A 25,602-nucleotide genomic window follows, 5' to 3' on the forward strand; every position below is an offset into this window, starting at 1 on the left:
CCGGACGACGGCCCGCCTGGCGGCCGCCGGTTCGGCGGCTCGGCGCGTGGTCGGCCGGCTTCGGGACGCTCACGGCTTGCAGCCTTCGTGAGGGCCGCACCTGTCCGGTGCGGCCCTCACGCATGTGCCCGTGGGCCAGGGCTCACTGAGGGTCGGGGCCCACCGCGACGGGGCGGGACGGGTCCGAGGACCACTCCGACCAGGAGCCGACGTACAGGGCCGCCGGGACGCCCGCCACGGCCAGTGCCAGGACCTCGTGCGCGCCGGAGACGCCCGAGCCGCAGTACACGCCCACCCGCGTGTCCTCGGTGGCTCCGAGCGCCTTGAAACGGTCCCTCAGGTCCCCGGCGGGCAGGAAGCGGCCGTCCGGCCCGACGTTGTCGGTGGTGGGCGCGGAGAGCGCGCCCGGGATGTGGCCGCCCACCCTGTCGATCGGCTCCACCTCGCCCCGGTACCGCTCCCCCGCGCGCGCGTCGAGCAGCACACCGGAGCGGGCCAGCGCAGCGGCCCCGTCCGCGTCGAGGAGCTCCGCGGCGGCCGGCGCCGGCGCGAAGTCGCCCTCCGCGGGCACGGGCACGTCGGTCTGCAACTCGCCCTGCCAGGACGGCAGGCCGCCGTCGAGGACCCTCACATCCGGATGCCCCGTCCAGCGCAGCAGCCACCACGCGCGGGCCGCCGCCCAGCCCTGCCCGCCGTCGTACACGACGACCGGGCGGGCCGTCGACACGCCCGCCCGGCGCATGGCGGCGCCGAACTCCGCCAGGTCCGGCAGGGGATGACGCCCGCGCGCGCCGGGTGTTCCGGCCAGCTCGCGGTCCAGGTCGACGTAGACGGCGCCGGGCACATGTCCCGAGGCGTACGCGGCCCGGCCGTCGAAGGCCGGCGCGCCCGCCGCCTTCGCCAGGGTGAGCTGCCAGCGGACGTCGAGAACGACCGGCGGGGCGTCGCCTGCCAGGGCGCTCGCGAGTTCGGATGCGGAGATGATGGCGTTCATGGCCACCATCCTTGCGCACAGGGTGGTCCCGTCGTCCATGTCCGGCTACTGTGCTCGGCCGGACGGCTCCGGTCACGAGGCGTACGGCGCCGGGCACACGGCGTAGGACCGACCGTCGTCCGGCGGCCGGCGCGCGGGGCCGGGAAGGGGTGACGATGACCGAGGGACGTGCACCCGGATCATCCGCCGGTCCGAGCGGCGCGGCATCCGCCCGGCCGGCTCTCGGCACGCCCTGCTGGGTGAGTCTCATGGTGCACGGGCCGACCGCCGCCCAGGAGTTCTACGGCGAGCTGTTCGGCTGGGAGTTCCGGTCCGGTCCGCCGCAACTCGGCCCCTATGTGCGGGCGCTGCTGGACGGCCGTGAGGTGGCCGGCATCGGGCGGCTCCCCCCGGACCGGCGCCTCCCGGTCGCCTGGACGCCCTATCTCGCCTCGGACCGTGTGGACGCCACCGCCGAGACGGTGCGCCTGTGCGGCGGCACTGTCGGGGTCGGCCCGCTCGACGCCGGTGACGCCGGGCGCCTGGCCATCGGCTTGGACCCCTCGGGCGCGGTCTTCGGCGTCTGGCAGTCGGCGGCCCACCTCGGCACTGCCGTCACCGGCGTGCACGGCACGCCCGCGTGGAACGAACTGGTGACCTACGAGGCCGCCGGCGTCGCCAAGTTCTACGAGACGGTGTTCGGCTACGGGCGGCAGACGGAGGGGTCGGCCGACGCGGATCACGTGACCCTGCTCGTCGACGGCCGGCCGGTGGCCGGCGTGCGGGGCGTGGGCGCCGCGTTGCCCCGGGTCCGGGGGCCGCACTGGGTGACGTACTTCGAGGTGGACGACGTGGACGAGGCGCTCGCACGGTTCCTCGGCCTGGGCGGGCATGTCGTGCGTCCGGTGCGTGACGGTGGGCACGGGCGCGTGGTGGACGTCGCCGACCCGGAGGGTGCCCGCTTCGCGCTGATCCAGCGTTGCGGCTGAGCCGGCGCTCCGCCGGTCCCTCAGACCTGCTGCACCGGCAGGACGTCCGGCGACAGCGCCGCCGCCCGGGCCGTGGCCGCCGTCATACGGCGCCGGTGGTGCCGGCGGCACAGGACCTCGTAGCCGATGGTGTTCGCCTGGTTGACGTCGCCGATGACGACCTGGGCTCCCTCGACGACCATGACGCCGCCGACGGTGCGGGCGTTGTGCGTGGCCCGGGCGCCGCACCAGCACAGGGCCTCGACCTGGAGCACCTCGACACGGTCGGCGAGTTCCACGAGCCGCTGGGAACCGGGGAACAGCTTGGAGCGGAAGTCGGTGGTGATGCCGAAGGCGTAGACGTCGATGCCGAGGTCGTCCACCACGCGCGCGAGCTGGTCGATCTGCTCCTCGGCGAGGAACTGCGCCTCGTCCGCGATCACGTAGTCGGCGCGGCCGCCCTGCGAGAGGTGGTCGACCAGGTAGGCGTACAGGTCGCGTCCGTCCTCGACCTCGACCGCGTCGGTGACCAGACCGAGACGGGAGGACAGCTTGCCCTCGCCCGCGCGGTCGTCGCGGGTGAAGATCATGCCCTGGAGTCCGCGGGCGGAGCGGTTGTGCTCGATCTGGAGAGCCAGCGTCGACTTCCCGCAGTCCATGGTTCCGGAGAAGAACACCAGCTCGGGCATGGGGGGTTGCGCACCTTTCGGCGGGGTCGATGGCGTGTCGGTGACGGGGGGCGGGAGCCGTCAGGAGCGTACTTCGAGGAGCGGGACGAGCTGTTCGGCGGGGGTCATGGAGCCGTGGTTGCCGACCATCGCCGACTCCTTCGGCTCCCGCGCGGAGGCGATGATCAGGACGTCGTCCCGCGCGGCCGCGACCACGTCGCCGAGGCGGGCGTACACGCGTTCGTCGATGTGCGGGCCGAACCAGCCCGCCGCGACGGCCTCCTCGCGTGAGGCCACCCAGAACTGCTCGCCGAGGACCTCGCGCCAGCAGGTCAGGACGTCGCCCTCGGCGCCCGGTACGGCGTAGACGTGACGGGCCCGGCCCTCGCCGCCCAGCAGGGCGACTCCGGCGCTCAGCTCCCAGTCCTCGTCGAAGTCGATGCGGTGCTGCTCGTCGAAGGGCACGTCGAGCATGCCGTGGTCGGCGGTGACGTAGAGCGCGCTGCGCGGCGGGAGTTGCTCGGCCAGGCGCTGGACGAGCCGGTCGACGTACATCAGCTGGCCGCGCCAGGTGTCGGAGGCGACGCCGTAGCGGTGCCCCGCGCCGTCGAGTTCGGCGTAGTACGTGTAGACCAGGGAGCGGTCGCCGGCGGCGAGTTGCTCCGCCGCGAAGTCCACACGCTCCTCGCCGGTGAGGCGGCCGTGGAACCTGCCGCCGCTGAGCGCCACCTTGGTCAGCGGGGTGGTCTCGAAGTGGGGCGAGGACACCTGGGCGGCGTGCACTCCGGCCGCGTCGGCGAGCTGGAAGACCGTGGGGTACGGCTGCCAGGGGTGCGGCGGCGTCCAGGGCTGCCAGCGGAGCTGGTTCATCAGCTCGCCGGTGTCCGGGTTGCGCACGGTGTAGCCGGGCAGGCCGTGCGCCCCGGGCGGGAGGCCGGTGCCCACGGAGGCGAGGGAGGTCGCGGTGGTCGCGGGGAAGCCGGCCGTGATCGGGCGTCCGGTGCCGCCGCGGGAGCTGCCGAGGAGGGCGTGCAGGTAGGGCGCCTCGTCCGGGTGGGACCGGATCTGCTCCCAGCCGAGGCCGTCGATCAGGAAGACGCAGTTGCGGTCGGCCGGGGTCAGTTCCGTGATCGACGCGGTCATGCCGGGGACGCCCATGCCCGCGGCCAGGGTGGGCAGCAGGTCGGCGAGGGAGCCGGAGCCGTACTCGGGGACGGGCGCGGAGGAGACGGCGAGGGGCTCCGGGTCGTCCCAGGCGGCGGGCGCGGCCATCAGCGGGTGACGTCCGCGGTCGCCTCGGAGAGGGACTGCGCGAAGGCGAGCGCCTGGCGCACCGTCTCCGGGCCGTCTCCGGCCTCGCTGACGCGCAGGCTGAGGTCGTCCGCCGTGGAGTTGCCGGTGTAGCCGTGGTCGGCGTCGCAGTTGGGGTCGCCGCAGGCGGCGGGTTCCAGGTCGATGCGGGAGACGGCGCCCCAGCCGATGGTCAGGACGACTTCGCGCGGGACGCTGCCCGCGGTGTACGACTCGGGGTTGGCGACCACACGGCTGACGACGACCGACGAGATCCGGCCGATCTTCACGGACTCCGTGGACGTCGTGGCGTAGGGCGTCGGGGAGGTGCTGTCGGCGGCCTGCTCGTCGGTGTGGCTGACGATGAAGCGGTTGCCGGTGAGGACCAGCACGGTCACATGCCGGCGGACCTCGTTCTGGTCGAAGGTGGTCTCCTGGTGGACCAGGTACGACCGGATGGGCTCGCCGCCCACGGCGGCCTCCACCGCCTCGGCCACGAGGGCCGGGTAGTAGCCGCTGCGCTCGATCGCCGCACGCAGCCCCTGGGTCGTCGTACTGGTCTTGGCCATGCGGTCCATCCTACGGGGACCCACTGACTGCGCGGGAACGCTCGCGTTCAGTAGACCGGGAGGGTGCGCGGGCCGAGGTCGCCCCGGGCGGGCGGGGGCGCGAGACGGACGGAGGCGCCGAGGACGCTGAGGCCGTGCGGGGCGACGACGACCGGTTCCAGGGTGACCGCGACGACCTCGGGATGGTCGTCGACCAGCCGGGAGACCCGCAGCAGGAGTTCCTCCAGAGCGGGGGTGTCGACGGCGGCGGAGCCGCGCCAGCCGAACAGGAGCGGGGCGGTCCGGATGGAGCGGACCAGGGAGGCCGCGTCGCGGTCGGTGACGGGCACGAGGCGGTGCGCCATGTCCCCGAGCAGTTGGGATGCGGCTCCGGCGAGACCGAAGGAGAGCACCGCGCCGGCCGCCGGGTCGATCACCGCGCGGACGACCGTGTCGACTCCGCGCGGCGCCATGGCCTGGACGACCGGGCGCAGTTCCTCTGCGCTGCCGAAGAGCTCCGTCAACTCGGCGTAGGAGCGGCGCAGTTGCTCTTCGTCGGCGAGGTCGAGGCGGACGCCGCCCAGGTCGGCGCGGTGGCGCAGGTGGGGGGCGGTGGCTTTGAGGGCGACGGGGTAGCCGAGGGCGTCGGCGGCTCGCGCGGCCTCGTCGGGGGTGGGCGCCGGGACGGCCGGGCGCACGTGGACCCCGTAACGGCCGAGGAGCTCACGGGTCTCGTCGGCGCCGAGGGTGAGGCCCTGCCCGCGCGCGAGCAGCCCGTCGATCAGCTCGGCGGCGCCCCTCTCGTCGATGTCGTCGTACTCGGGCACCTTGCCGGGGTCGGCGGCCTCGCGGCGCCAGTGCGCGTACCTCACGGCTTCGGAGAGGGCGCGGACCGCGCGTTCGGCGGCGGGATAGGCGGGGATGAGGTGAGCACCCTCGGGGGCGCCGGCCGGGGACGGCGTGGAGCCCGGGGGCCGGGACGCGGGGGGCGCGGGCGCGTCGGCCGTGCGGGGCGGGGCCGGATGGGAATGCGGCTCCGTGGTCGCGGCGGCACGCGCGCGGGGGGCCGTGCCGGCGGCTGCCGACAGGGCCTCCGCGAGGCCGCCGAGTTCCACGTGCACGACGAGCACCGGCTTGGCGGGGCCGGCGGCCGCGGCCGTGCGCAGCGCCTCGGCCAGCTCCGCGTCCCCGGGCGATCCCTCGCCGATCGCGGGGATCGCCGTGACCACCACCGCGTCGCACGTGTCGTCGGCCAGGGCGCGGGCCAGCGCCGCGTGGAAGTCCTCCGCCGTGGCCTGGGTGGTCAGGTCCCGCGGCCGCAGCGGGCGCAGGCCCTGGGAGAGGCACGCGTCGTACGTCAGCAGGCCCAGCGACTCGGAGTTGCCGAGGATGGCCACCCGGGGGCCGTTCGGCAGCGGCTGGCGGGCGAGCAGCAGGCCGGCGTCGACGAGTTCGGTGATGGTCTCCACCCGGATCACCCCGGCCTGCCGCAGCAGCGCGGACACGGTCGCGTGCGGCAGCCGTGTGGCCCGTACGGCGTGGCCCTGCGGCGCGGATCCGGCGCCCTGCACGACCACCAGGGGCTTCGCCGCCGCCGTACGGCGTGCCAGGCGGGTGAACTTGCGGGGATTGCCGATGGACTCCAGGTACATCAGGGCGACGTCGGTGTCGGGGTCGTCGTACCAGTACTGGAGGACGTCGTTGCCGGAGACGTCGGCGCGGTTGCCGGAGGAGATGAACGTGGACACGCCGGTGACGCCGGTGACGCCTCCGCCGCGCCGGTGCAGGCGGGACAGGAGGGCGACGCCGATGGCGCCGGACTGGGCGAACAAGCCGATGCGGCCGGGCCGCGGCATCTCCGGCGCCAGTGAGGCGTTGAGCCGCACCGTCGGTGCGGTGTTGACGATCCCGAAGGCGTTGGGGCCGATGATCCGCATTCCGTACGCGCGCGCCTGGCGGACGAGTGCGCGCTGGCGCTCGCGCCCTTCGGGGCCGCTCTCGGCGTAGCCGGCGGCGAGCACGACGAGTCCCTGCACGCCGTGTTCACCGCATTCGGCGACCACCTCGGGCACGTGCTCGGCGGGGACGGCGACGACCGCGAGGTCGACGTGTGCCTCGATCTCTCCCACGGACCGGTGGGCGGGTACCGCGTCGATCTCCTCGAGGTCCTCGGGGAACGCCTTGTTCACCGCGTACAGGCGCCCCGTGAAACCCGCGTCGCGCAGGTTGCCGAGGACGCCGCGGCCGACGCCGCCGGGCGCGCGGCCGACGCCGACGACGGCGACCGAGCCGGGGGCCAGGAGCCGTCGTACGGAGCGGGCCTCGGCGCGCTGTTCACGCGCGCGCTGCACCGCCAGGGAGCGTTCGGTGGGTTCGAGGTCGAACTCCAGACGGACGACGCCGTCCTCGAAGCTGCGCTTCTGGGTGTACCCGGCGTCCGTGAACACCTTGATCATCTTGCTGTTGGCGGGGAGCACCTCGGCGGCGAACCGACGGATGCCGCGCTCGCGGGCGACGGCCCCGATGTGCTCCAGCAGCGCCGAGGCGACGCCCCTGCCCTGGTGGGCGTCCTGCACGAGGAAGGCGACCTCGGCCTCGTCCGCGGGTGCGGAGGCGGGCATGCCGTCGGCGCCGATGCGGTCATAGCGTACGGTGGCGATGAACTCGCCGCCGACCGTGGCCGCGAGTCCCACCCGGTCCACAAAGTCGTGGTGCGTGAAGCGGTGGACGTCCTTGGCGGACAGACGCGGGTAGGGCGCGAAGAAGCGGTAGTACTTCGACTCGTCCGAGACCTGCTCGTAGAAGCTGACCAGGCGCTCGGCGTCATCGACGGTGATGGGGCGGATGCGCGCGGTGCCGCCGTCGCGCAGCACCACGTCGGCTTCCCAGTGGGCGGGGTACTCGTGCCGGTCCGGCGCGCTCTGCATGGGGCCCAGAGTACGGCTCGCGTACGACAACGGCGCGAGGCAGTCTGTGAGGACGAAACCGTGGGGTCGAGGCCGCGATCCTACGTCCGCCGGCGGAGCGGGACGAGCCCGTTCCGGGCTTGCTTCACGTGTGGAACACTGGTCTAGACAACCCTGAACAGCGAAGGGCAGCATCACATGGCTGAGCGCCGCGTCAACGTCGGCTGGGCCGAGGGCCTTCACGCCCGCCCCGCCTCCATCTTCGTCCGAGCCGCCACGGCCGCAGGCGTCCCGGTGACGATCGCCAAGGCGGGCGGCGACCCCGTCAACGCGGCGTCCATGCTGGCCGTCCTCGGTCTGGGCGCCCAGGGCGGCGAGGAGATCGTCCTCGCCTCCGACGCCGAGGGCGCGGACGCCGCCCTGGACCGGCTGGCCAAGCTGGTCTCCGAGGGCCTCGAGGAGCTTCCCGAGACCGTCTGAGCCACGCTCGCGGCACCCATGGAGCCGCGTCGCCCCACCCGGGCGGCGCGGCTTCGCCGTTTCAGCCCCCCGCAGGCCCTTCGCCGGCCACTCGCCGGCCGGCCGCAATTACCGGCAGAATTCTTGGGGAATGCGTCACCGCCGACCGGGACGGAAAAGGCCCGCAGAGGGATTCGCGGACGCCCGAAGAGCGCGGCCGGTCAATTCCGGGCGCGCAACATGAAAAGGCAGCGGAAATACGTCCCGCCGAATATCCCCTCTTTGTATACGGCTCCCGTGTTAATGCCGGCGGCCTGACATGTTGACGGCGTGTTGCGAAGTCCTCACACGCTCCGCCCCGCCCCCGCCGGCGAAGCGCAGCCGATGCGCGGCGGCGGCGCGCTCGGTGTGCAGCGCCGTGATCGCCCGCGCCCGCTCCCCGTCGCCGCGCGCCACCGCGTCCACGATCGCGCCGTGCTCCGCCCATGACTCCACCGGGTCGGCCGGCGCCTCCACCGCGTACATCCAGGCGATCTTGTGGCGCAGCCGGGTCAGCGTGGAGGACAGGGCATGACTGCCGCAGGCCTGGGCGAGCGTCTCGTGGAACCAGCCGCCCAGGGAGCGCAGATCCTCGCTGCCGCCCCGCCTGGCGCGCTCCTGACCCAGCCGGACCAGGCCGCGCAGTACCTTCAGATGCGCCTCGGTGCGCCGCTGGGCGGCCCGGGAGGCGCCGAGCGGCTCCAGCAGCAGGCGCATCTCCAGCAGGTCGGCGGCCTCCTGCTCGGTCGGTTCCGCGACGCACGCGCCCGCGTGCCGGCGCGTGACCACGAAGCCCTCCGCCTCCAGCGTGCGCAGGGCCTCGCGGACAGGGACGCGCGAGACGCCGTACCGGCGGGCGAGGAGTTCCTCGGTGAGGCGGCTGCCGCGCTCGTAGACACCCGCGACGATGTCGTCCCGGATGGCCGTGCACACCGAGTGCGCCGGAATACGCATGACCGACCTCCGCCTTTGTCCCCGTGAAACGTCGACGAGCGACGCCCGTTCCGTGACTCTATTGCAATGTGCGGGAATTTCCGATGGCGGGCCGGAATCCATGGATATTTTTTGGACAGCGGAGGCGGTGAAGCGGGGAAAGCGCGCGACCACGAAAGCCCCGGCCCGTCAGGGACGCTGTCGATGCGTCCCTGACGGGCCGGGGCTGTGGGTCCGGTGCGCCGTGCGGCGTCAGACGTTCACGCCGTGCTTGCGGAGGTAGGCGACGGGGTCGATGTCCGAGCCGTACTCCGGGCTGGTGCGGGCCTCGAAGTGCAGGTGCGGGCCGGTGACGTTGCCGGTGGCGCCCGACAGGCCGATCTGCCGGCCCGGGGTGACCTTCTCGCCGACCGAGACGCCGATGGACGACAGATGGCCGTACTGGGTGTACGTGCCGTCGCTCATCCGGATCACGACCTGGTTGCCGTAGGCGCCGCCCCAGCCGGCCTCGACGACGGTGCCGAGCCCGACGGCGTGCACGGTGGTGCCGCTGGAGGCGTGGAAGTCGATGCCGGTGTGGCTGCCGGAGGACCACAGGGAGCCGCCGGACTTGTAGCCCGTGGAGACGTACGAGCCGCTGATCGGCGGGACGAAGGTGTTCAGGCGCTTGCGCTCGGCGGCGCGGGCGGCGCGCGCCCGGGCCGCCCGCTCTTCCCTGACCTTCATGGCCGCCATGACGGCGGCCTTCTTCACCTCGGCGGCCTCCTGGGCCGCCTGCTGCTGGGCGGCGGCCTGGTCGTCGACCTGCTGGGCGATGGAGTCGCCGACGGTGACGACCGGGACGAGGCCGGTCTGCTCGACGGAGGGCGTGGGCTCGGCGGCGACGGCGGAGCCGGAGGCGACGGTGGCGATGACGCCCGTGGTGGTCAGTGCGGCGATGCTCGCCGCGCGCGCGGAGGTGCGCCGCATCCGACCGGGACGACGGTGCTTCCCGGTGGCGCAGGTGAACGCCATGAAGTTGAGCGGTCCTTTCCTTCCCTCTCGCCTACCGGGTTAGCTGACGGGTTCGGAGCAGGAAGGTCTCCTACGGACCCCCTCGCGACTCGCGCGGGCGTCCGATTCACCCCAGGGACTTCACAGGTGGGTCCCCGGCTCCCCTGGCTCGCGCCGTACGGGGACTCGGCGATGGCTGTCCGGTGCCGCGGGTGCGGCGCAGTGCCCGACGAACAGCCCGGACGAACCTAGACGCGGCCGCCTTCAATTCCCAAACGAAAGCCGCCTTTTGTAGCGCATCCCACAGGGCAGACGGGCAGTCACTCCCTCAATTCGGACATCACGGAGCCCCGATGACGCACAACGTCACCGGGGCTCCACGCGTGCCTGTGCGTCAGTCGGCCGTGACGACCTTCACCTCGCCGATGCCGAGGGCCTCGACCGGCTCCTTGATCTGCGCCGCGTCACCGACGAGCACGGTCACCAGACGATCCACCGGGAAGGCGCTCACGGCGGCCGCGGTGGCCTCCACGGTGCCGGTGGCGGCGAGCTGCTGATAGAGCGTCGCCTGGAAGTCGTCCGGCAGGTGCTGCTCGACCTGGTCGGCGAGCGTGGCGGCGACGGCCGCGGCGGTCTCGTACTTCAGCGGCGCCACGCCGACGAGGTTCTGCACCGCGACGTCGCGCTCGGCGTCGGTCAGCCCGCCCTCGGCCAGCGTGCGCAGCACCTGCCAGAGGTCGCCCAGCGCGGGGCCGGTGTTGGGGGTGTCGACCGAGCCGCTGATGGCGAGCATGGCGGCGCCCGAGCCGTCCGGAGCGGACCGCAGGACCTGTCCGAAGGCGCGCACGCCGTAGGTGTAGCCCTTCTCCTCGCGCAGGACGCGGTCCAGGCGGGAGGTGAGGGTGCCGCCGAGGCAGTACGTGCCGAGCACCTGCGCGGGCCACACGCGTGCGTGCCGGTCGGGTCCGATCCGGCCGATCAGCAGCTGCGTCTGGACGGCGCCGGGGCGGTCCACGATGACGACCCGGCCGTTGTCGTCGGCGGTGACCGGCGGCACCGGGCGCGGCTGCGCGGCGGAACCCGTCCACGCGCCCAGGGTGTCGCCGAGGAGCGCCGCCAGGTCGACGTCGGTGAGGTCGCCGACGATCACGGCGGTGGCCGTGGCGGGGCGGACGTGCTTCTCGTAGAAGGCGCGCACGGCCGCGGAGTCGATGTTCTCGACCGTCTCCGCGGTGCCCTGACGCGGGCGCGACATGCGCGCGTCGGCCGGGAACAGCTCCCTGGAGAGCTCCTTGGCCGCGCGCCGGGAGGGGTTGGCCAGCTCGTGCGGGATCTCGTCCAGGCGGTTGCGGACGAGGCGCTCGACCTCGCTGTCGGCGAACGCGGGCGCCCTGAGGGCGTCGGCGACCAGACCGAGGGCCTTGGCCAGCCGGGAGGCCGGGACCTCCAGGCTCACGCGGACGCCGGGGTGGTCGGCGTGGGCGTCGAGGGTGGCGCCGCAGCGCTCCAGCTCGGCGGCGAACTCCTCGGCGGAGTGCTTGTCGGTGCCCTCGGAGAAGGCGCGCGCCATGATCGTGGCGACGCCGTCGAGGCCGGCCGGCTCGGCGTCCAGGGGCGCGTCGAGGAGGACCTCGACGGCGACGACCTGCTGGCCGGGGCGGTGGCAGTGCAGGACGGTCAGCCCGTTGTCGAGGGTTCCGCGCTCGGGGGCCGGGAACGCCCACGGCTTGGCGTCGCCCGCCTGCGGCTGGGGGTGGAAGTCCATCGTGGCGAGCTCGGTCACTTGGCCGCCTCCTCGTCGTGGTCGTCGGCGGTGGTCGCGGCGTCTTCGGCGCTCTCCGTGCCCTCCGTGGGCTCGTACACCAGCACCGCGCGATTGTCGGGGCGCAGCCGGGCCTTCGCGACCTCGCGCACCTCCTGCGCCGTCACGTCCAGCACGCGCTGGACGGCGGTCAGGGCGAGCTGCGGGTCACCGAACAGCACGGCGAACCGGCACAGTTCGTCGGCGCGGCCGGCGACCGTGCCCAGCCGGTCCAGCCACTCGCGTTCCAACTGCGCCTGGGCGCGCTCCATCTCCTCGTCCGTGGGCCCCTCTTCGGCGAACCGGGCGAGCTCCTCGTCGATGGCGGTCTCGATGACGGGCACCTCGACGTCGCCGGAGGTCTTCACGTCCAGCCAGCCCAGGGAGGGCGCTCCCGCGAGGCGCAGCAGACCGAAGCCGGCCGCCACCGCCGTGCGGTCGCGGCGCACCAGACGGTTGTAGAGGCGGGAGGACTCGCCGCCGCCGAGGACGGTGAGCGCCAGGTCGACGGCGTCGCACTCGCGCGTGCCGTCCTGCGGCAGACGGTAGGCGGCCATCAGGGCGCGCGCCGGGACCTCCTCCTCGACGACCTCGCGCAGCTGCTCGCCGATGACGTCCGGCAGGGAGCCGTCCCGGGGCGCGGGCTTGCCGTCGTGACCGGCGATGGACCCGAAGTACTTCTCGATCCAGGCGAGGGTCTGCTCGGGGTCGATGTCGCCGACGACCGACAGCACGGCGTTGTTCGGCGCGTAGTACGTGCGGAAGAACGCGCGCGCGTCCTCCAGGGTCGCCGCGTCCAGGTCGGCCATGGAGCCGATCGGCGTGTGGTGGTAGGGGTGGCCCTCCGGGTAGGCGAGGGCGGTGAGCTTCTCGAAGGCGGTGCCGTAGGGCACGTTGTCGTAGCGCTGGCGGCGCTCGTTCTTGACGACGTCGCGCTGGTTCTCCATGGACTCGTCGTCCAGGGCGGTCAGCAGGGAGCCCATGCGGTCGGCCTCCAGCCAGAGGGCGAGCTCCAGCTGGTGGGCGGGCATGGTCTCGAAGTAGTTGGTGCGCTCGAAGCTCGTGGTGCCGTTCAGGGAGCCGCCCGCGCCCTGGACCAGCTCGAAGTGCCCGTTGCCCGTGACCTGGGCGGAGCCTTGGAACATCAGGTGCTCGAAGAGGTGGGCGAGTCCGGTGCGCCCCTTGACTTCGTGGCGCGATCCGACGTCGTACCAGAGGCACACCGCCGCGACGGGGGTCAGGTGGTCCTCTGAGAGCACCACGCGCAGGCCGTTGGCCAGGCGGTGCTCGGTCGCTGTCAGGCCCCCGGAGCCTGCCTGGGCTGTGGCCGTGTGACCCATGGGCATGTACGTCCCTTCCGATCGCGGACGCGGTCGTCGAAACCGCGGTTTTCCTGCCGGTCCTGCCACTGTATGCAAGCGCGCGGAGCGTCGGCGAAGTTCCCGGGCGACGTACGCCGAGAGCGAGATCGCGTAGCCTGCGGGCAGCCGTGGAGAAGGTGCCTTCCCCACAGGGCCCCAGGCAGACGCCCGGGTCCCGGCCAGCACTGTCAGTGCCACGGTCCACAATGGTCCGCGTCAGATCCCGTCACACGCCTCAGCACGCGAGCGCCCCGCAGGCGAGCGACCAGAACACAGGAGGAGCCGGCAGCGATGGCCCGCCGCAGCACGAAGACCCCGCCTCCCGACGACTCGTACGAGGAGAAGATCCTCGACATCGACGTCGTCGACGAGATGCAGGGCTCCTTCCTCGAGTACGCGTACTCGGTCATCTACTCGCGCGCCCTGCCGGACGCCCGCGACGGCCTCAAGCCCGTGCACCGCCGCATCGTCTACCAGATGAACGAGATGGGCCTGCGGCCCGACCGCGGCTATGTGAAGTGCGCCCGTGTCGTCGGCGAGGTCATGGGCAAGCTGCACCCGCACGGCGACGCGTCGATCTACGACGCGCTGGTGCGCATGGCCCAGCCCTTCTCCATGCGCGTGCCGCTGGTCGACGGCCACGGCAACTTCGGTTCGCTGGGCAACGACGACCCGCCGGCCGCCATGCGGTACACCGAGTGCCGTCAGGCGGCGGCGACGAGCCTGATGACCGAGTCGATCGACGAGGACACGGTCGACTTCACGCCCAACTACGACGGCCAGGAGCAGGAGCCGGTGGCCCTGCCGGCCGCCTTCCCCAACCTCCTGGTCAACGGTTCCTCCGGTATCGCGGTCGGCATGGCCACCAACATGCCGCCGCACAACCTGGCCGAGGTGATCGCGGCCGCCCGGCATCTGATCCGGCACCCGAACGCGGATCTGGACGCCCTGATGCGGCACGTCCCGGGTCCTGACCTGCCCACCGGCGGCCGCATCGTCGGCCTGTCCGGCATCCGCGACGCCTACGAGACCGGCCGCGGCACCTTCAAGATCCGCGCGACGGTGTCGGTGGAGACGGTGACGGCCCGCCGCAAGGGCCTGGTGGTGACGGAACTGCCGTTCGCCGTCGGCCCCGAGAAGGTCATCGCCAAGATCAAGGACCTGGTCGGCTCGAAGAAGATCCAGGGCATCGCCGACGTCAAGGACCTCACCGACCGCGAGCACGGACTGCGCCTGGTCATCGAGATCAAGAACGGCTTCGTGCCGGAGGCGGTCCTGGAGCAGCTCTACAAGCTGACGCCGATGGAGGAGTCCTTCGGCATCAACAACGTGGCGCTGGTGGACGGTCAGCCGCTCACGCTGGGCCTGAAGGAGCTTCTGGAGGTCTACCTCGACCACCGCTTCGAGGTCGTGCGGCGGCGCAGCGAGTTCCGGCGCGGCAAGCGGCGCGACCGCCTCCACCTGGTGGAGGGCCTGCTCACGGCGCTCGTCGACATCGACGAGGTCATCCGGCTGATCCGCTCCAGCGACAACAGCGCCGAGGCCAAGCAGCGCCTGATCGAGCGCTTCTCCCTGTCCGAGGTGCAGACGCAGTACATCCTGGACACGCCGCTGCGCCGGCTGACCAGGTACGACCGCATCGAGCTGGAGGCGGAGAAGGAGAAGCTCAACGAGGAGATCGCCGAGCTGACCCGGATCCTGGAGTCGGACGCGGAGCTGCGCAAGCTGGTCTCGGCCGAACTGGCGGCGGTGACGAAGAAGTTCGGCACCGAGCGTCGTACGGTCCTGCTGGAGTCGTCGGGCACGCCGGCGGCCGTCGTGCCGCTCCAGGTGGCCGACGCCCCGTGCCGGGTGCTGCTCTCCTCGACGGGCCTGCTGGCCCGTACGGCGAACGGCGAGCCCTTCACCGAGGACGGGGACGTCCGGCGGACCAAGCACGATGTGATCGTCTCCGCGGTGCCGGCCACCGCGCGCGGGGAGATCGGCGCGGTGACCTCGGCGGGCCGTCTGCTGCGGATCAACGTCGTCGACCTGCCGCAGCTCCCGGACACCGCCTCGGCGCCGAACCTGTCGGGCGGCGCGCCGGTCACCGAGTTCGTCTCCCTGGAGGGCGACGAGACGCTGATCTGCCTCACCACGCTCGACGAGTCCTCCCCCGGGCTGGCGATCGGCACCGCGCAGGGCGTGGTCAAGCGGGTGGTGCCGGACTATCCCTCCAACAAGGAGGAGCTGGAGGTCATCACCCTCAAGGAGGGCGACCGGATCGTCGGCGCGATGGAGCTGCGCACGGGCGAGGAGGACCTGGTCTTCATCACGGACGACGCCCAGTTGCTGCGTTACCAGGCCGGGCAGGTCCGTCCGCAGGGCCGTGCGGCGGGCGGCATGGCCGGCATCAAGGTCGCCGAGGGCGCCAAGGTGATCTCGTTCACCGCGGTGGACCCTGCGGCGGACGCGGTGGTGTTCACCGTCGCGGGCTCGCGCGGCACGCTGGACGACTCCGTCCAGACGACGGCCAAGCTCACGCCGTTCGACCAGTATCCGCGCAAGGGCCGCGCCACCGGCGGTGTGCGCTGCCAGCGGTTCCTCAAGGGCGAGGACTGCCTGTCCCTGGCCTGGGCGGGGCCCGCCCCGGCACGTGCCGCGCAGAAGAACGGCCTGCCGGCCGAACTGCCGGAGATGGACCCCCGCCGCGACGGCTCGGGCGTCTCCCTGGCCAAGACCGTGTCGGTGGTGGCGGGGCCGGTGTAGGAGTACCGGATCCCGGGGTTCCCTCGCTCAGAGGTGGCCGGCCCCCTCTGGAGCGAGGGTCGGCCTCCTCGGCGGTCAGGCGGCCGGCGTGGCCCGCGGTCGCGGTGTGCATGGCGGGTGTTCGGGGGCCGTGGGAGGGCTCGGCATGAGCGGTGCCGCCGCCGCTCGCTCATCACGCCGAGCGTCCCGCTGGACGCCGTCTCCGGGCTCAATCTGCCGGCGGCGAGCCAGGCGCCCGCCGCCTCCAGGGGTACGTGCAGCCGGCCTTGAGGTCTAAAGGTCCTCGAAGGCCTGCGGCTCGGGGTCCCGTACGTAGCGCAGGACGCCCCACATGGCGTGCTCGTCGGGTTGCCGCGCATCGCTCACGCAGGCCTCCAGTTCGCCGGTGAGGGCGGTGGCGTCGATGCCCGCGCCGATCAGGACGAGTTGGGTGAGGCGCGCCTCGGCGGGCGGCCAGGGCTCGGGGTGGAAGCGCAGAAAGCGGCCCACGGCGTGTACGGCGTAGCGGTTGTCGGGGTCGTGCGGGCCGAAGTCGACGTACCCCTTGATCCGGTACAGGCCCTCGGGGCGGCTGTCCAGGAACGACATCGTCCGGCGCGGGTCGAGAGGCGCTTCGCGGGCGAAGGAGAGGCTGTCGTAGGCGGCGTGCAGATGGCCGGCGTGGCCGGCGTCGTCCGTGTGGCGGTGCAGGTCGTCGAAGGACAACTGCCCGATGCGCTCCTCGCTCGGCCGGCAGTCGAAGAGGAGTTCGGGGTCGATGCGGCCATAGGTGGCGGGGACGACGGCGGCCCGGTCACTGAGGGACCGGACGAGGCCGAGGACGCGGTCGGCGTCGGTCGCCCGGTCCAGCTTGTTCACCACGACCAGGTCGGCGAGGGCGAGGTGCCGGTCGATCTCCGGGTGCTTGGCGCGGGTCTCGTCGAACTCGGCGGCGTCGACGACCTCCACGAGTCCGCCGTACACGATCGCCGGGTGCTCGCTGGCCAGCACCATCCGGACGAGTTCCTGGGGCTCGGCGAGGCCGCTGGCCTCGATGACGATGACGTCGACGCCGGTTGCGGGCCGGGCGAGCCGCTCCAGGTAGACGTCGAGTTCGCTCGCGTCGACGGCGCAGCACAGGCAGCCGTTGCCGAGGGAGACGGTGGAGTCGCCGAGCGCGCCGGCGACGGCCATGGCGTCGATCTCGATGGCGCCGAAGTCGTTGACGACGGCGCCTATCCGGCTGCCTCCGCTGCGGTGCAGCAGGTGGTTCAGCAGGGTCGTCTTGCCGGAGCCCAGGAAGCCGGCGAGAACGACGACCGGGATCTGCTGCGGGGTTCGGCTCTGCGTCAACGTGCGACCTCTCTGACACCTGGGGGCGTGCCGGGCCAGGATACGAGTCGTGGGAGACGACGCGAGATGAGCGCCCGTCAGCAGTGCCCGGCCGCCCCCGGAGCGGTCCGGCTCACGCCGCGCCGGGAGTCGCCGCCGGCACCTCCACCGGCGCCGCCGGGCCTATGTACCGCGCGGCCGGGCGGATGATCTTCGAGTCCTGGGCCTGTTCCAGGATGTTCGCGCTCCAGCCCACCGTCCGGCCCGCCGCGAAGGTCGGGGTGAACATCTCGCGGGGCAGGCCGCACAGTTCCATGACGACTCCGGCGTAGTACTCCACGTTGGTGTGCAGTTCCCGGCCCGGCTTCAGCTCGGCGAGGATCGCCTCGACGCGTCGTTCGACCTCGACGGCGAAGTCGACGCGCGGGCCTCCGAAGCGCTGGGCGATCTCCCGGAGCATCCGTGAGCGCGGGTCCTCGGTGCGGTAGACGGCGTGTCCGAAGCCCATGATCCGCTCACCGGCGAGGACGCGCTCCCGGATCCAGGGGTCGACGCGGTCGGGCGTGCCGATCGCGTCCAGGGTGTCCAGGGCGCGGCTGGGCGCGCCGCCGTGCAGTGGGCCCGAGAGGGCGCCCACCGCTCCGACGAGACAGGCGGCGACGTCCGCGCCGGTCGAGGCGATGACCCTGGCGGTGAACGTCGACGCGTTGAAGCCGTGGTCGATGGTCGATATCAGGTACTGCTCGACGGCCTTCGCCTGCTCCGGTTCCGGTTCGGCCCCCGTGAGCATGTGGAGGTAGCCGGCCGCGTACGGCAGCTCCTCGCGCGGCTCCACGGGCTCGAGCCCCTTCCCCAGCCGGTACAGCGCGGTGAGCAGCGTCGGCACGGCCGCGGCCGCCGCGACGGTGTCCTCGCGCCGCTGGTCCGCGTCGATGTCGTACACCGGCCGGAAGCCCCGTGCCGCGCCCAGGAGCGAGAGCGCCGTGCGCATCCCGGCGAGGGGGTTGCCGTTCGCGGCGGCGGCGATGGCCGGCAGCGCCCGCGTCACCTCGTCGGGCAGGCGGCGCAGTGCCGCGGTCTCTGCGGCGAAGGCGTCGCCGCGCGGCCCGTCGGGCAGCTCGCCGTGGACGAGGAGGTGCCAGACGTCCTCGAAGCGGCGGGTGCGCGCGAGTTCCACTGCCGAGTACTGGCGGTAGTGGTAGAAGCCCTCGCGGCCTCGGACGTCGCCGACCTCCGTGTCGGCGACGACGACTCCGGCGAGTCCCCGCGGTACCTCGACGGGTGCTGCTGCGGACCTGTTGACGGACATGGTTTCCTCCCTGGACTTGATTCGACTGTCCATGATTGACTCAATAGTGTCAATATTGATTCGATCAATGTATCGACCTCCTGGATACGGTGATCCCATGCGCGATCAAGAACCCGGCCGGATGGACGGTCCCGGCCGCCCCGAGCGGCGGCTGAGCACCAAGGAGGCCGCCGAGCTGCTCGGCGTGAAACCCGAGACCGTGTACGCCTACGTGAGCCGCGGCCAGCTCAGCAGCAGGCGCGCGGCCGGCGGCCGGGGCAGCACCTTCGACGCCGACGAGGTCGAGGCGCTGGCCCGGCGCAACCGGCGCGACAGCGGGGCGGGGCAGACGCCCGGCGCCGAACTGTCCGTGCGCACCCGCCTCACCCTCATCGAGGAAGACCGGTACTACTTCCGCGGCGTCGACGCCGCGGAGCTCGCCGTCCGGCACTCCTATGAGGAGGTCGCCGAGTGGCTGTGGACCGGCCGGATGCACCGTGGCACCACCTTCACCGCGCCGCCCGCCTCCATCGACGCCGCCCACCGCGCGGCCGACGCGCTGCCCGCGCACACCGGTCCCACCGACCGGCTGCGCGTCGCGGCCGTCGCCGCCGCCGTCGCCGACCCGCTGCGCTTCGACCTGTCCGAGGACGCCGTACTGGGCACAGCGCGCACCCTCATCCCCACCCTCGTCGCCGCCCTGCAGCCCAAGAACCCCGCCCATCAGGACGGCCGGTCCATCGCGCACCGCCTGTGGGGCCGGCTGAGCCGCCTGCCCGCAACCGAGGCCTCGCTGCATGCTCTGGACACGGCCCTCGGCCTCCTCGCCGACCACGACCTGGCCGCCTCGACGCTCGCCGTGCGGGTCGCCGCGAGCGCCCGCGCGCACGCGTACGCGGCCGTCTCGGCGGGGCTCGGCGTCATCGAGGGGCCGCTGCACGGCGCGGCCAGCGGGCTCGCCCACCGGTTGCTGCGGGAGGTGCTCGACCAGGGCTCGGCGGCGCCCGTGATCGCCGAGGAGCTACGGGCCGGCCGCCGCATCCCCGGGCTCGGGCACCGGCTCTACCCGGGCGAGGACCCCCGCGCGCGCGTCCTCTTCGCCCTCCTGGAGGAGATTCCCGAAGCGCAGCCCGCACTGGCCGCGGCCCGCGACATCGTGATCACGACCGCGCGGCACACCTCGTTGCACGCCAACGTCGACCTGGCGCTCGCCGTGCTCACCGTCTCCTGCGGCATGGCGGCCTCCGCCGGCGAGACCGTCTTCGCCGTCGCACGGACGGCGGGCTGGATCGCCCACGCCCTGGAGGAGTACGGCGAGCAGCCCCTGCGGATGCGCCCCAGCGGCCACTACGTCGGGCCGAAACCGACCCGGGCGCTGCCGGAATAGCACCGCGAGCGGGGCCGGAACAGGCGCTGCGAGCAGCGCCTGGCAAGCGACTACGGCATGCCCTGACCCGGGGTGAGGCCGCAGGCCACCGGGGCAGCGCGGCACACGCGTGCGGACCCGCCGCGCCGATGCCCGACGGGCCGGGAAGTCGCTCCCGGCGAAGTCAGGTTAGGCTCACCTCTGTGAGTACGTGCACGTCTGTCGCGCGAGACCTCGACGAGCCCATGGCCGGGACCGCGGCCACGGCGAGGACCTGGCTCCTGGTCGAACAGCCCGGCCCCTGGGGTGCCAAGGCGCTCGTGTCGAGCCATCTGGACCCCGTGCTGGGCCGCGCCCTGGAGGCCGCGGCGAAGGACACGGGCGTCCGCGTCGTGCTCATCCGGCGGCCCGGACCGCACGCCGACTTCGGCACGCCGCCGCTGCGCCGCGTGTACGCCGCCCACACCGTCCCCGGCCGGGTGTGGATCCGCAGCGCCACGACCAGCGACCCGAGCCGGCTGCTGGACCTCGACTTCGCCGCCCTCGGACGGGGCGAGCCCCACACCTTCGACGCGGCGCTCGACGGCCGGCCGCACACCGGCGGTCCGCTGGCCCTCGTCTGCACCAACGGCAAGCGCGACCGCTGCTGCGCGCTGCTGGGCCGCCCGCTCGCCGCCGAGCTCGCCGCCTCGGGCGTGGACGGCGTCTGGGAGGTGACCCATCTGGGCGGGCACCGCTTCGCCCCCACGGCGCTCGTGCTGCCGTACGGCTACGCCTACGGCCGAGCCGAGGCGCACGCCCTCAAGGAGGTCCTGCACGGCGCACAGGAGGGGCGGATCGTCGTGGAGGGAAGCCGCGGCTGCTCGGCCTGGGAGCGGCCCGGCCAAGCGGCGGAACTCGCCGTGCGCGCGGCGGTCGGCGAGTACGCGGCGCAGGCCCTCACCGTCGTCGCCACCCAGGGCGGGGCGCCGCGCTGGGAGGTGACGGTCGCGCACGCCGACGGGCGGCACTGGCGGGTCGTCGTGACGCAGGGGGCGTCGCTGCCGCCGCGTCCGGAGAGCTGCGGAGCGTCCGTGCTGGGCTCACCGGCGCGGATGGACGTGGAGTCGGTGCGCGAGCTGACGCCCGCCGGGGCGCTGGCGGGCTGACCCGCCCCGCGCATCCTCGAGGCCCGCCAGGCGCCTCCACAGGGCCTCTCGGGAGCAGCCCCACGACCGCCCCTCGTCCGCCGGCCGGGGACCGTCCGGCGGAGACCCTCGGGAGATCCCCGCCACACACCCCTACGGCTGGACCGGCACGTCCACGTACCGTCATGGGTATGAGCCCCGCTCCCCCCGTCCGACGCCTGCGCCTCGGCATGCCCCGCCGCATGGTCTCGCAGGTGCTGCTCATGCAGCTCGCGATCGCCGCGGGCGTCGTGGTGCTCGCCACCGGGCTGTTCCTCGCCCCGCTCAGCGACCAGCTGGACGACCAGGCGATGCGCCGCGCGCTCGCCATCGCCCAGACCACCGCGGCGGTGCCCCAGCTCGCCGAGGACCTCCGCGACACCCCGCCCACGGTCGACGGGCCGGTGCAGCGGGAGGCGGAGCGCATCCGTGAGGCCAGCGGGGCCGAGTACGTCGTGATCATGGACCTTCATGGAACGCGCTGGTCGCACACCGACCCCTCGCAGGTCGGCGGCCATGTCTCGACGGACCCCAGCGAGGCTCTCGCCGGCCGGGAGGTCATGGGGATCGACAGTGGCACCCTGGGCCGCTCGGCGCGCGGCAAGGTGCCCCTGAGGGACAGCGACGGCAGGATCGTCGGGGCGGTCTCGGTCGGCATCGAGTACGACAGCGTGCGCGCGCGGCTGATCCACGCGATACCCGGGCTCTTCGCCTACGCCGGAGGCGCCTTGGCCGTGGGCGCCCTGGCCGCCTGGCTGATCTCCCGACGGGTCCACCGGCAGACCCGAGACCTGGCCTTCTCCGACATCTCCGCGCTGCTCTCCGAACGCGAGGCGATGCTGCACGGCATCCGGGAGGGCGTCGTCGCCCTGGACCGCGCGGGCCGCGTCCGCCTCCTCAACGACGAGGCGCAGCGTCTCCTCGGCATCGGCGAGGAGCGGGCCGTCGGCCGCACACCCGACGAGGCGCTCGGCGAGGGCCGCACCGCCGACGTCCTGGCCGGCCGGGTGACGGGCACCGACCTGATCACCGTACGCGGGCAGCGCGTCCTGATCGCCAACCGCATGCCCACCGACGACGGCGGCGCGGTGGCCACCCTGCGCGACCGCACCGAGCTGGAGCAGCTCGGCCGTGAGCTGGACTCGACGCGCGGCCTGATCGACGCGCTGCGCGCCCAGGACCACGAACACGCCAACCGGATGCACACCCTGCTCGGACTGCTCGAACTGGAGCGGTACGACGACGCGGTGGAGTTCGTCGGCGAGGTGGTCGGCGACCACCGGGCGACCGCGGAGCAGGTCACCGAGAAGATCGAGGACCCGCTGCTCGCCGCCCTCCTCGTCGGCAAGGCGACCGTCGCCGCCGAGCGCGGGGTGGCGCTGCGGGTGTCGGACCGCACGCGGCTCCCGGACCGGCTGGTGGATCCGCGCGGGCTGGTCACCGTCGTCGGCAACCTGGTGGACAACGCGCTCGACGCCGTCGCCGGGACCGCGCACGCACGCGTGGAGGTCGAACTCCGCGCCGAGGGACGCACCGCCGTCCTTCGGGTGCGCGACACGGGCCCCGGAATCCCGGCGGAGCACCGCGAGTCGGTGTTCACCGAGGGCTGGTCCACGAAGAAGCCGCCCGCGCACGGCAAGCGGGGCATCGGCCTCTCCCTGGTGCGCAGGCTCGCCGAGCGGCAGGGCGGCAGCGCCTGCGTCGGCGAGGCGCTCGGCGGAGGCGCCGAGTTCACCGTCGTCCTGCCCGAGGCACTGGCCGAGCCCGCACACGAACCGGCCCTCGAACCCGCCCTGGCCGCATCCGCGAAGGGCACAGCCGAAGAGGAGTCGCGATGATCGAGGTCCTGGTCGTGGACGACGACACCAGGGTCGCCCAGGTCAACGCCGCGTATGTCGAGAAGGTGCCCGGCTTCCACGTCGCGGGCGAGGCGCACAGCGCCGCCGAGGCGCTGCGTCAACTGGAGTCGCTGCCGCTGCTGGACCTGGTCCTGCTGGACCACTACCTGCCCGACCGGACGGGCCTGGACGTCGTCCAGGAGATGCGCCGGCGCGGCCACCAGGCGGACGTGATCATGGTGACGGCGGCGCGGGACGTCACGACGGTGCAGTCGGCGATGCGGCACGGTGCGCTCCAGTACCTGGTCAAGCCGTTCAACTTCGCCGGTCTGCGCGCCAAGCTGGAGGCGTACGCCGAGCTGCGCCGCACGCTCGACGGCGGCGGTGAGGCCGAACAGGCGGACGTGGACCGCATCTTCGGCGCGCTGTCCGCCCCTTCGGAGCCGGGACTGCCCAAGGGGCACTCCCCCACCACGGCGGAACTCGTGCGCCAGTCCCTGATGAACGCCCAAGGTCCTCTGTCGGCCCAGGAGATCGCCGACCGCACCGGGGTGAGCCGCCAGACCGCCCAGCGCTATCTGAAGCTCCTGGAGCGCACCGGGAGAGCCCGGCTGACCCTGAAGTACGGCGACGCGGGCCGCCCGGAACACCGTTACGTGTGGGCGACCCGCGCCTGAGGAAACCGTTTCGTCCAGAGGCCCTGTGGGGCGATGAAGCTAGGCCGCGCCCGCTCCCGTCAGTGAGCGGACCTCGGTCTCCGCGTGCTTGGCCTCGTCCGGCCGCTCGCCCGAGGTCAGGGTGCCGAGCCAGCCGGCGAGGAAGCCGAGCGGGATGGAGACCAGGCCGGGGTTCTGCAGCGGGAACACCTGGAAGTCGGCTGCCGGGAAGAGCGATTCGGGGCTGCCCGACACGACAGGCGAGAGCACCACGAGCGCCACGGCGGGGATGAGTCCGCCGTAGACGGCCCACACCGCGCCGCGGGTGGTGAAGTTCCGCCAGAACAGCGAGTACAGCAGGACCGGCAGGTTCGCGGACGCGGCGACGGCGAAGGCGAGCCCGACCAGGAAGGCGACGTTGAGGTCGCGGGCGAGCAGGCCGAGGCCGATCGCGACCGCGCCGACCCCGACGGCGGCGAACCGCGCGACCGCGACCTCACCCCGGGGGTCGGTGTGCCGGCGCCGCAGGGAGCCGTACAGGTCATGGGCCACGGACGCCGAGGAGGCGAGGGTGATCCCGGCGACCACCGCGAGGATGGTGGCGAACGCGACGGCCGCCACGACCGCGAACAGCACCGTCCCGCCCGTGGAACCGGCTCCGCCGCCCAGGTCCAGGGCGAGCAGCGGCACGGCGGTGTTGCCGGCCGCGTTCGACGCCCGGACGGCGTCGGGGCCGACGATCGCCGCCGCGCCGAAGCCGAGGACGATCGTCATCAGGTAGAAGCCGCCGATGAGCCCGATCGACCAGACCACGGAACGCCGGGCGGCCCGCGCGGTGGGCACGGTGTAGAAGCGGGACAGGATGTGCGGCAGACCGGCGGTGCCCAGCACCAGCGCGAGTCCGAGGCTCATGAAGTCGCACCGCGCCGTCCAGTCCCCGCCGTACTTCAGGCCGGGGGCGAGGAACGCGGCGCCGTGCCCGCTGCGCTCGGCGGCCGTCAGCAGCAGCCGGTCGAAGTCGCCGTGGAAGCGCAGCAGGACGAGCACGGTGAGCGCGACGGTGCCGCCGAGCAGCAGGACCGCCTTCACGATCTGGATCCAGGTGGTGGCCCGCATCCCTCCCAACGACACGTAGATCACCATGAGCGCGCCGACGCCGATGACGGTCCAGGCCCTCGCCGCCTCGCCGCTCTGGCCGAGGAGCAGCGCCACCAGGCTGCCCGCGCCCACCATCTGCGCCACCAGATACAGAACGGACACCGTCACCGAGGAAGTTCCCGCCGCGATCCGCACCGGCCGCTCGCGCATGCGTGCCGCCACCACGTCGGCCAGCGTGAACCGCCCGCAGTTGCGCACCAGTTCGGCGACGAGGAGGAGCACCACGAGCCAGGCCACGAGAAAGCCCACCGAGTACAGCAGGCCGTCGTAGCCGAAGAGGGCGATGAGTCCGGAGATGCCGAGGAAGGAGGCGGCCGACATGTAGTCGCCGGCGATGGCGAACCCGTTCTCCATCGGCGAGAACAGCCGCCCGCCGACGTAGAACTCCTCCGCCGAGCCGTGCCGGTCGCGGCTCACCCAGGTCGTGATGCCGAGGGTGACGGCGATGAAGGCGCTGAAGAGGGCCAGGGCCAGGGTCTGGTGGTTTCCGGTCACGAGGCACCGCCCCGCGCCCCGCGCGTCAGTTCCTGGGTGTCCCAGCGCAGTTCGAGGGCCGCACGGTCCCTGCGCAGCCGTGCGTGCCGGGAGTAGGCCCAGGTGAGCAGGAAGGTGGTGAGGAACTGGCCGAGGCCGGCGAGCAGCGCGACGTTCACCGCGCCGGCCACGGGCCGCGCCATGAGGCCGGGCGCGGTGGTCGCGGCGACCACGTACGCCACGTACCACAGGAGGAATCCGGCGGTCGCGGGGGCGACGAACCGCCGGTAGCGGCCCCGCACCTCCCGGAAGGCCTCGCTGCGCTGCACTTCGAGGTAGACCTCTGCCGCGGCCGCGTCCTCATGCGCCCGGCGCGCGGCAGGGACACCGGTCGCGGGAGGGGGCGCGGTGGGGGCTGCCGACGCGCCCGCCTCGGCCCAGGCGGAAGCGAGCGCGTCGTACCAGGGGTCGTCGTAGCGCACGTCCGCCGGCGCTTCGTCGAACGCCAGACCGTGGCCCTGCCGATGGTCGCCCGGACTTTCGGAACCGTCCCCGCTGCCGAGGGCACGTCTGTTGCTTGACTGCATGCCCAAGGATGGACAGAACGGGAAGATCCCCGACTTCTCTTCCCCGCGCTCTTCACTCCATCAGGTGACCA

20 protein-coding genes and 1 riboswitch are annotated in these 25,602 nt (G+C 73.2%); of the genes, 7 read left to right on the forward strand and 13 right to left on the reverse strand.

Translation table 11 applies throughout. The features are described from left to right. Positions 1 to 142: 142 nt before the first annotated feature. On the reverse strand, positions 143 to 994 hold the full coding sequence (locus tag ACIRS4_RS13635; RefSeq protein ID WP_404194388.1) for a sulfurtransferase: 852 nt from the start codon (positions 992 to 994) through the stop codon (positions 143 to 145). Between the two features lie 155 nt (positions 995 to 1,149). Between ACIRS4_RS13635 and ACIRS4_RS13640 the strand changes: the two genes are divergently transcribed. Next, positions 1,150 to 1,962 carry a VOC family protein gene (locus ACIRS4_RS13640; RefSeq protein ID WP_404194391.1) on the forward strand — a complete coding sequence of 271 codons (813 nt, stop codon included), beginning with the start codon at positions 1,150 to 1,152 and terminating at the stop codon, positions 1,960 to 1,962. Positions 1,963 to 1,982: 20 nt separating this feature from the next. Here ACIRS4_RS13640 and ACIRS4_RS13645 read toward each other — a convergent pair whose 3' ends face one another. Genes ACIRS4_RS13645 through ACIRS4_RS13660 form a run of 4 tightly spaced genes read right to left on the reverse strand, consistent with a single transcriptional unit; the run spans position 1,983 to position 7,374 of the window. Beyond that, positions 1,983 to 2,630, reverse strand: coding sequence for a thymidine kinase (locus ACIRS4_RS13645; protein WP_130438191.1), 648 nt, complete (start codon positions 2,628 to 2,630; stop codon positions 1,983 to 1,985). A 60-nt stretch (positions 2,631 to 2,690) separates the two neighbouring features. Beyond that, on the reverse strand, positions 2,691 to 3,881 hold the full coding sequence (locus ACIRS4_RS13650; RefSeq protein WP_404194394.1) for an alkaline phosphatase family protein: 1,191 nt from the start codon (positions 3,879 to 3,881) through the stop codon (positions 2,691 to 2,693). Next, positions 3,881 to 4,477 carry a DUF5998 family protein gene (locus ACIRS4_RS13655; protein WP_130438193.1) on the reverse strand — a complete coding sequence of 199 codons (597 nt, stop codon included), beginning with the start codon at positions 4,475 to 4,477 and terminating at the stop codon, positions 3,881 to 3,883. The genes ACIRS4_RS13650 and ACIRS4_RS13655 overlap by 1 nt, the downstream gene beginning before the upstream one ends. A 38-nt stretch (positions 4,478 to 4,515) precedes the next feature. Beyond that, positions 4,516 to 7,374, reverse strand: a complete 2,859-nt coding sequence (locus ACIRS4_RS13660; protein WP_404194397.1) for a GNAT family N-acetyltransferase — start codon at positions 7,372 to 7,374, stop codon at positions 4,516 to 4,518. Positions 7,375 to 7,551: 177 nt separating this feature from the next. Here ACIRS4_RS13660 and ACIRS4_RS13665 point away from each other — a divergent pair, with 177 nt between their 5' ends. After that, on the forward strand, positions 7,552 to 7,833 hold the full coding sequence (locus ACIRS4_RS13665; RefSeq protein WP_053637259.1) for an HPr family phosphocarrier protein: 282 nt from the start codon (positions 7,552 to 7,554) through the stop codon (positions 7,831 to 7,833). A gap of 279 nt (positions 7,834 to 8,112) precedes the next feature. On the opposite strand, the gene ACIRS4_RS13670 is transcribed toward ACIRS4_RS13665, so the two are convergent. From ACIRS4_RS13670 to ACIRS4_RS13685, 4 genes are all read right to left on the reverse strand, one after another. Continuing rightward, positions 8,113 to 8,805 carry a GntR family transcriptional regulator gene (locus tag ACIRS4_RS13670; RefSeq protein WP_404194400.1) on the reverse strand — a complete coding sequence of 231 codons (693 nt, stop codon included), beginning with the start codon at positions 8,803 to 8,805 and terminating at the stop codon, positions 8,113 to 8,115. A gap of 231 nt (positions 8,806 to 9,036) precedes the next feature. Beyond that, positions 9,037 to 9,798: a M23 family metallopeptidase gene (locus ACIRS4_RS13675; protein ID WP_404194402.1), complete on the reverse strand. Its 762-nt coding sequence runs from the start codon at positions 9,796 to 9,798 to the stop codon at positions 9,037 to 9,039. 13 nt (positions 9,799 to 9,811) lie between these two features. Continuing rightward, positions 9,812 to 9,979: riboswitch (cyclic di-AMP (ydaO/yuaA leader) on the reverse strand. Positions 9,980 to 10,171: 192 nt separating this feature from the next. Then, entirely contained in the window at positions 10,172 to 11,560 is a 1,389-nt protein-coding gene (locus tag ACIRS4_RS13680) for a M16 family metallopeptidase (RefSeq protein WP_404194405.1), read from the reverse strand. Continuing rightward, complete coding sequence (locus tag ACIRS4_RS13685; protein ID WP_404194408.1) at positions 11,557 to 12,924, reverse strand: M16 family metallopeptidase; 1,368 nt, start codon at positions 12,922 to 12,924, stop codon at positions 11,557 to 11,559. The genes ACIRS4_RS13680 and ACIRS4_RS13685 overlap by 4 nt, the downstream gene beginning before the upstream one ends. A gap of 306 nt (positions 12,925 to 13,230) precedes the next feature. On the opposite strand from ACIRS4_RS13685, the gene ACIRS4_RS13690 reads away from it, so the two are divergent. Continuing rightward, positions 13,231 to 15,687, forward strand: coding sequence for a DNA topoisomerase (ATP-hydrolyzing) subunit A (locus tag ACIRS4_RS13690; protein WP_404194410.1), 2,457 nt, complete (start codon positions 13,231 to 13,233; stop codon positions 15,685 to 15,687). Between the two features lie 273 nt (positions 15,688 to 15,960). Here the strand turns inward: ACIRS4_RS13690 and ACIRS4_RS13695 are convergent, their stop codons facing one another. Both ACIRS4_RS13695 and ACIRS4_RS13700 read right to left on the reverse strand, forming a co-directional pair. Beyond that, positions 15,961 to 17,019, reverse strand: a complete 1,059-nt coding sequence (locus ACIRS4_RS13695; RefSeq protein ID WP_404194412.1) for a CobW family GTP-binding protein — start codon at positions 17,017 to 17,019, stop codon at positions 15,961 to 15,963. Positions 17,020 to 17,131: 112 nt separating this feature from the next. Further along, a complete protein-coding gene (locus ACIRS4_RS13700) occupies positions 17,132 to 18,307 on the reverse strand; it encodes a citrate synthase/methylcitrate synthase (RefSeq protein WP_404194415.1) in 1,176 nt (391 codons plus the stop codon). A gap of 97 nt (positions 18,308 to 18,404) precedes the next feature. On the opposite strand from ACIRS4_RS13700, the gene ACIRS4_RS13705 reads away from it, so the two are divergent. The 4 genes from ACIRS4_RS13705 (at position 18,405) to ACIRS4_RS13720 (ending at position 23,333) form a co-directional block, all read left to right on the forward strand. Next, positions 18,405 to 19,673: a citrate/2-methylcitrate synthase gene (locus tag ACIRS4_RS13705; protein WP_404194418.1), complete on the forward strand. Its 1,269-nt coding sequence runs from the start codon at positions 18,405 to 18,407 to the stop codon at positions 19,671 to 19,673. Between the two features lie 182 nt (positions 19,674 to 19,855). Then, positions 19,856 to 20,800, forward strand: coding sequence for a sucrase ferredoxin (locus ACIRS4_RS13710; protein WP_404194420.1), 945 nt, complete (start codon positions 19,856 to 19,858; stop codon positions 20,798 to 20,800). Between the two features lie 170 nt (positions 20,801 to 20,970). Continuing rightward, on the forward strand, positions 20,971 to 22,656 hold the full coding sequence (locus ACIRS4_RS13715; RefSeq protein ID WP_404194423.1) for an ATP-binding protein: 1,686 nt from the start codon (positions 20,971 to 20,973) through the stop codon (positions 22,654 to 22,656). Continuing rightward, positions 22,653 to 23,333: a response regulator gene (locus ACIRS4_RS13720; protein WP_404194426.1), complete on the forward strand. Its 681-nt coding sequence runs from the start codon at positions 22,653 to 22,655 to the stop codon at positions 23,331 to 23,333. Before ACIRS4_RS13715 ends, ACIRS4_RS13720 begins: the two co-directional genes overlap by 4 nt. 39 nt (positions 23,334 to 23,372) lie before the next feature. On the opposite strand, the gene ACIRS4_RS13725 is transcribed toward ACIRS4_RS13720, so the two are convergent. Next, a complete protein-coding gene (locus tag ACIRS4_RS13725; protein WP_404194428.1) occupies positions 23,373 to 24,965 on the reverse strand; it encodes a cation acetate symporter in 1,593 nt (530 codons plus the stop codon). After that, positions 24,962 to 25,531, reverse strand: coding sequence for a DUF485 domain-containing protein (locus ACIRS4_RS13730; protein ID WP_404194431.1), 570 nt, complete (start codon positions 25,529 to 25,531; stop codon positions 24,962 to 24,964). The genes ACIRS4_RS13725 and ACIRS4_RS13730 overlap by 4 nt, the downstream gene beginning before the upstream one ends. Positions 25,532 to 25,602 lie beyond the last annotated feature (71 nt).

It is taken from the genome of Streptomyces sp. NPDC101166, assembly GCF_044768125.1.
Classification (GTDB): Bacteria; Actinomycetota; Actinomycetes; order Streptomycetales; family Streptomycetaceae; genus Streptomyces.

Bases quoted from the DNA above. Each gene is read 5' to 3' on its own strand.
- ACIRS4_RS13715 (WP_404194423.1), top strand. From the start codon at position 20,971: ATGAGCCCCGCTCCCCCCGTCCGACGCCTGCGCCTCGGCATGCCCCGC.
- ACIRS4_RS13645 (WP_130438191.1), bottom strand. From the start codon at position 2,630: ATGCCCGAGCTGGTGTTCTTCTCCGGAACCATGGACTGCGGGAAGTCG.
- ACIRS4_RS13660 (WP_404194397.1), bottom strand. From the start codon at position 7,374: ATGCAGAGCGCGCCGGACCGGCACGAGTACCCCGCCCACTGGGAAGCC.
- ACIRS4_RS13665 (WP_053637259.1), top strand. From the start codon at position 7,552: ATGGCTGAGCGCCGCGTCAACGTCGGCTGGGCCGAGGGCCTTCACGCC.
- ACIRS4_RS13635 (WP_404194388.1), bottom strand. From the start codon at position 994: ATGAACGCCATCATCTCCGCATCCGAACTCGCGAGCGCCCTGGCAGGC.
- ACIRS4_RS13640 (WP_404194391.1), top strand. From the start codon at position 1,150: ATGACCGAGGGACGTGCACCCGGATCATCCGCCGGTCCGAGCGGCGCG.
- ACIRS4_RS13690 (WP_404194410.1), top strand. From the start codon at position 13,231: ATGGCCCGCCGCAGCACGAAGACCCCGCCTCCCGACGACTCGTACGAG.
- ACIRS4_RS13705 (WP_404194418.1), top strand. From the start codon at position 18,405: ATGCGCGATCAAGAACCCGGCCGGATGGACGGTCCCGGCCGCCCCGAG.
- ACIRS4_RS13650 (WP_404194394.1), bottom strand. From the start codon at position 3,881: ATGGCCGCGCCCGCCGCCTGGGACGACCCGGAGCCCCTCGCCGTCTCC.
- ACIRS4_RS13720 (WP_404194426.1), top strand. From the start codon at position 22,653: ATGATCGAGGTCCTGGTCGTGGACGACGACACCAGGGTCGCCCAGGTC.
- ACIRS4_RS13655 (WP_130438193.1), bottom strand. From the start codon at position 4,477: ATGGACCGCATGGCCAAGACCAGTACGACGACCCAGGGGCTGCGTGCG.
- ACIRS4_RS13670 (WP_404194400.1), bottom strand. From the start codon at position 8,805: ATGCGTATTCCGGCGCACTCGGTGTGCACGGCCATCCGGGACGACATC.
- ACIRS4_RS13700 (WP_404194415.1), bottom strand. From the start codon at position 18,307: ATGTCCGTCAACAGGTCCGCAGCAGCACCCGTCGAGGTACCGCGGGGA.
- ACIRS4_RS13730 (WP_404194431.1), bottom strand. From the start codon at position 25,531: ATGCAGTCAAGCAACAGACGTGCCCTCGGCAGCGGGGACGGTTCCGAA.
- ACIRS4_RS13675 (WP_404194402.1), bottom strand. From the start codon at position 9,798: ATGGCGTTCACCTGCGCCACCGGGAAGCACCGTCGTCCCGGTCGGATG.
- ACIRS4_RS13685 (WP_404194408.1), bottom strand. From the start codon at position 12,924: ATGCCCATGGGTCACACGGCCACAGCCCAGGCAGGCTCCGGGGGCCTG.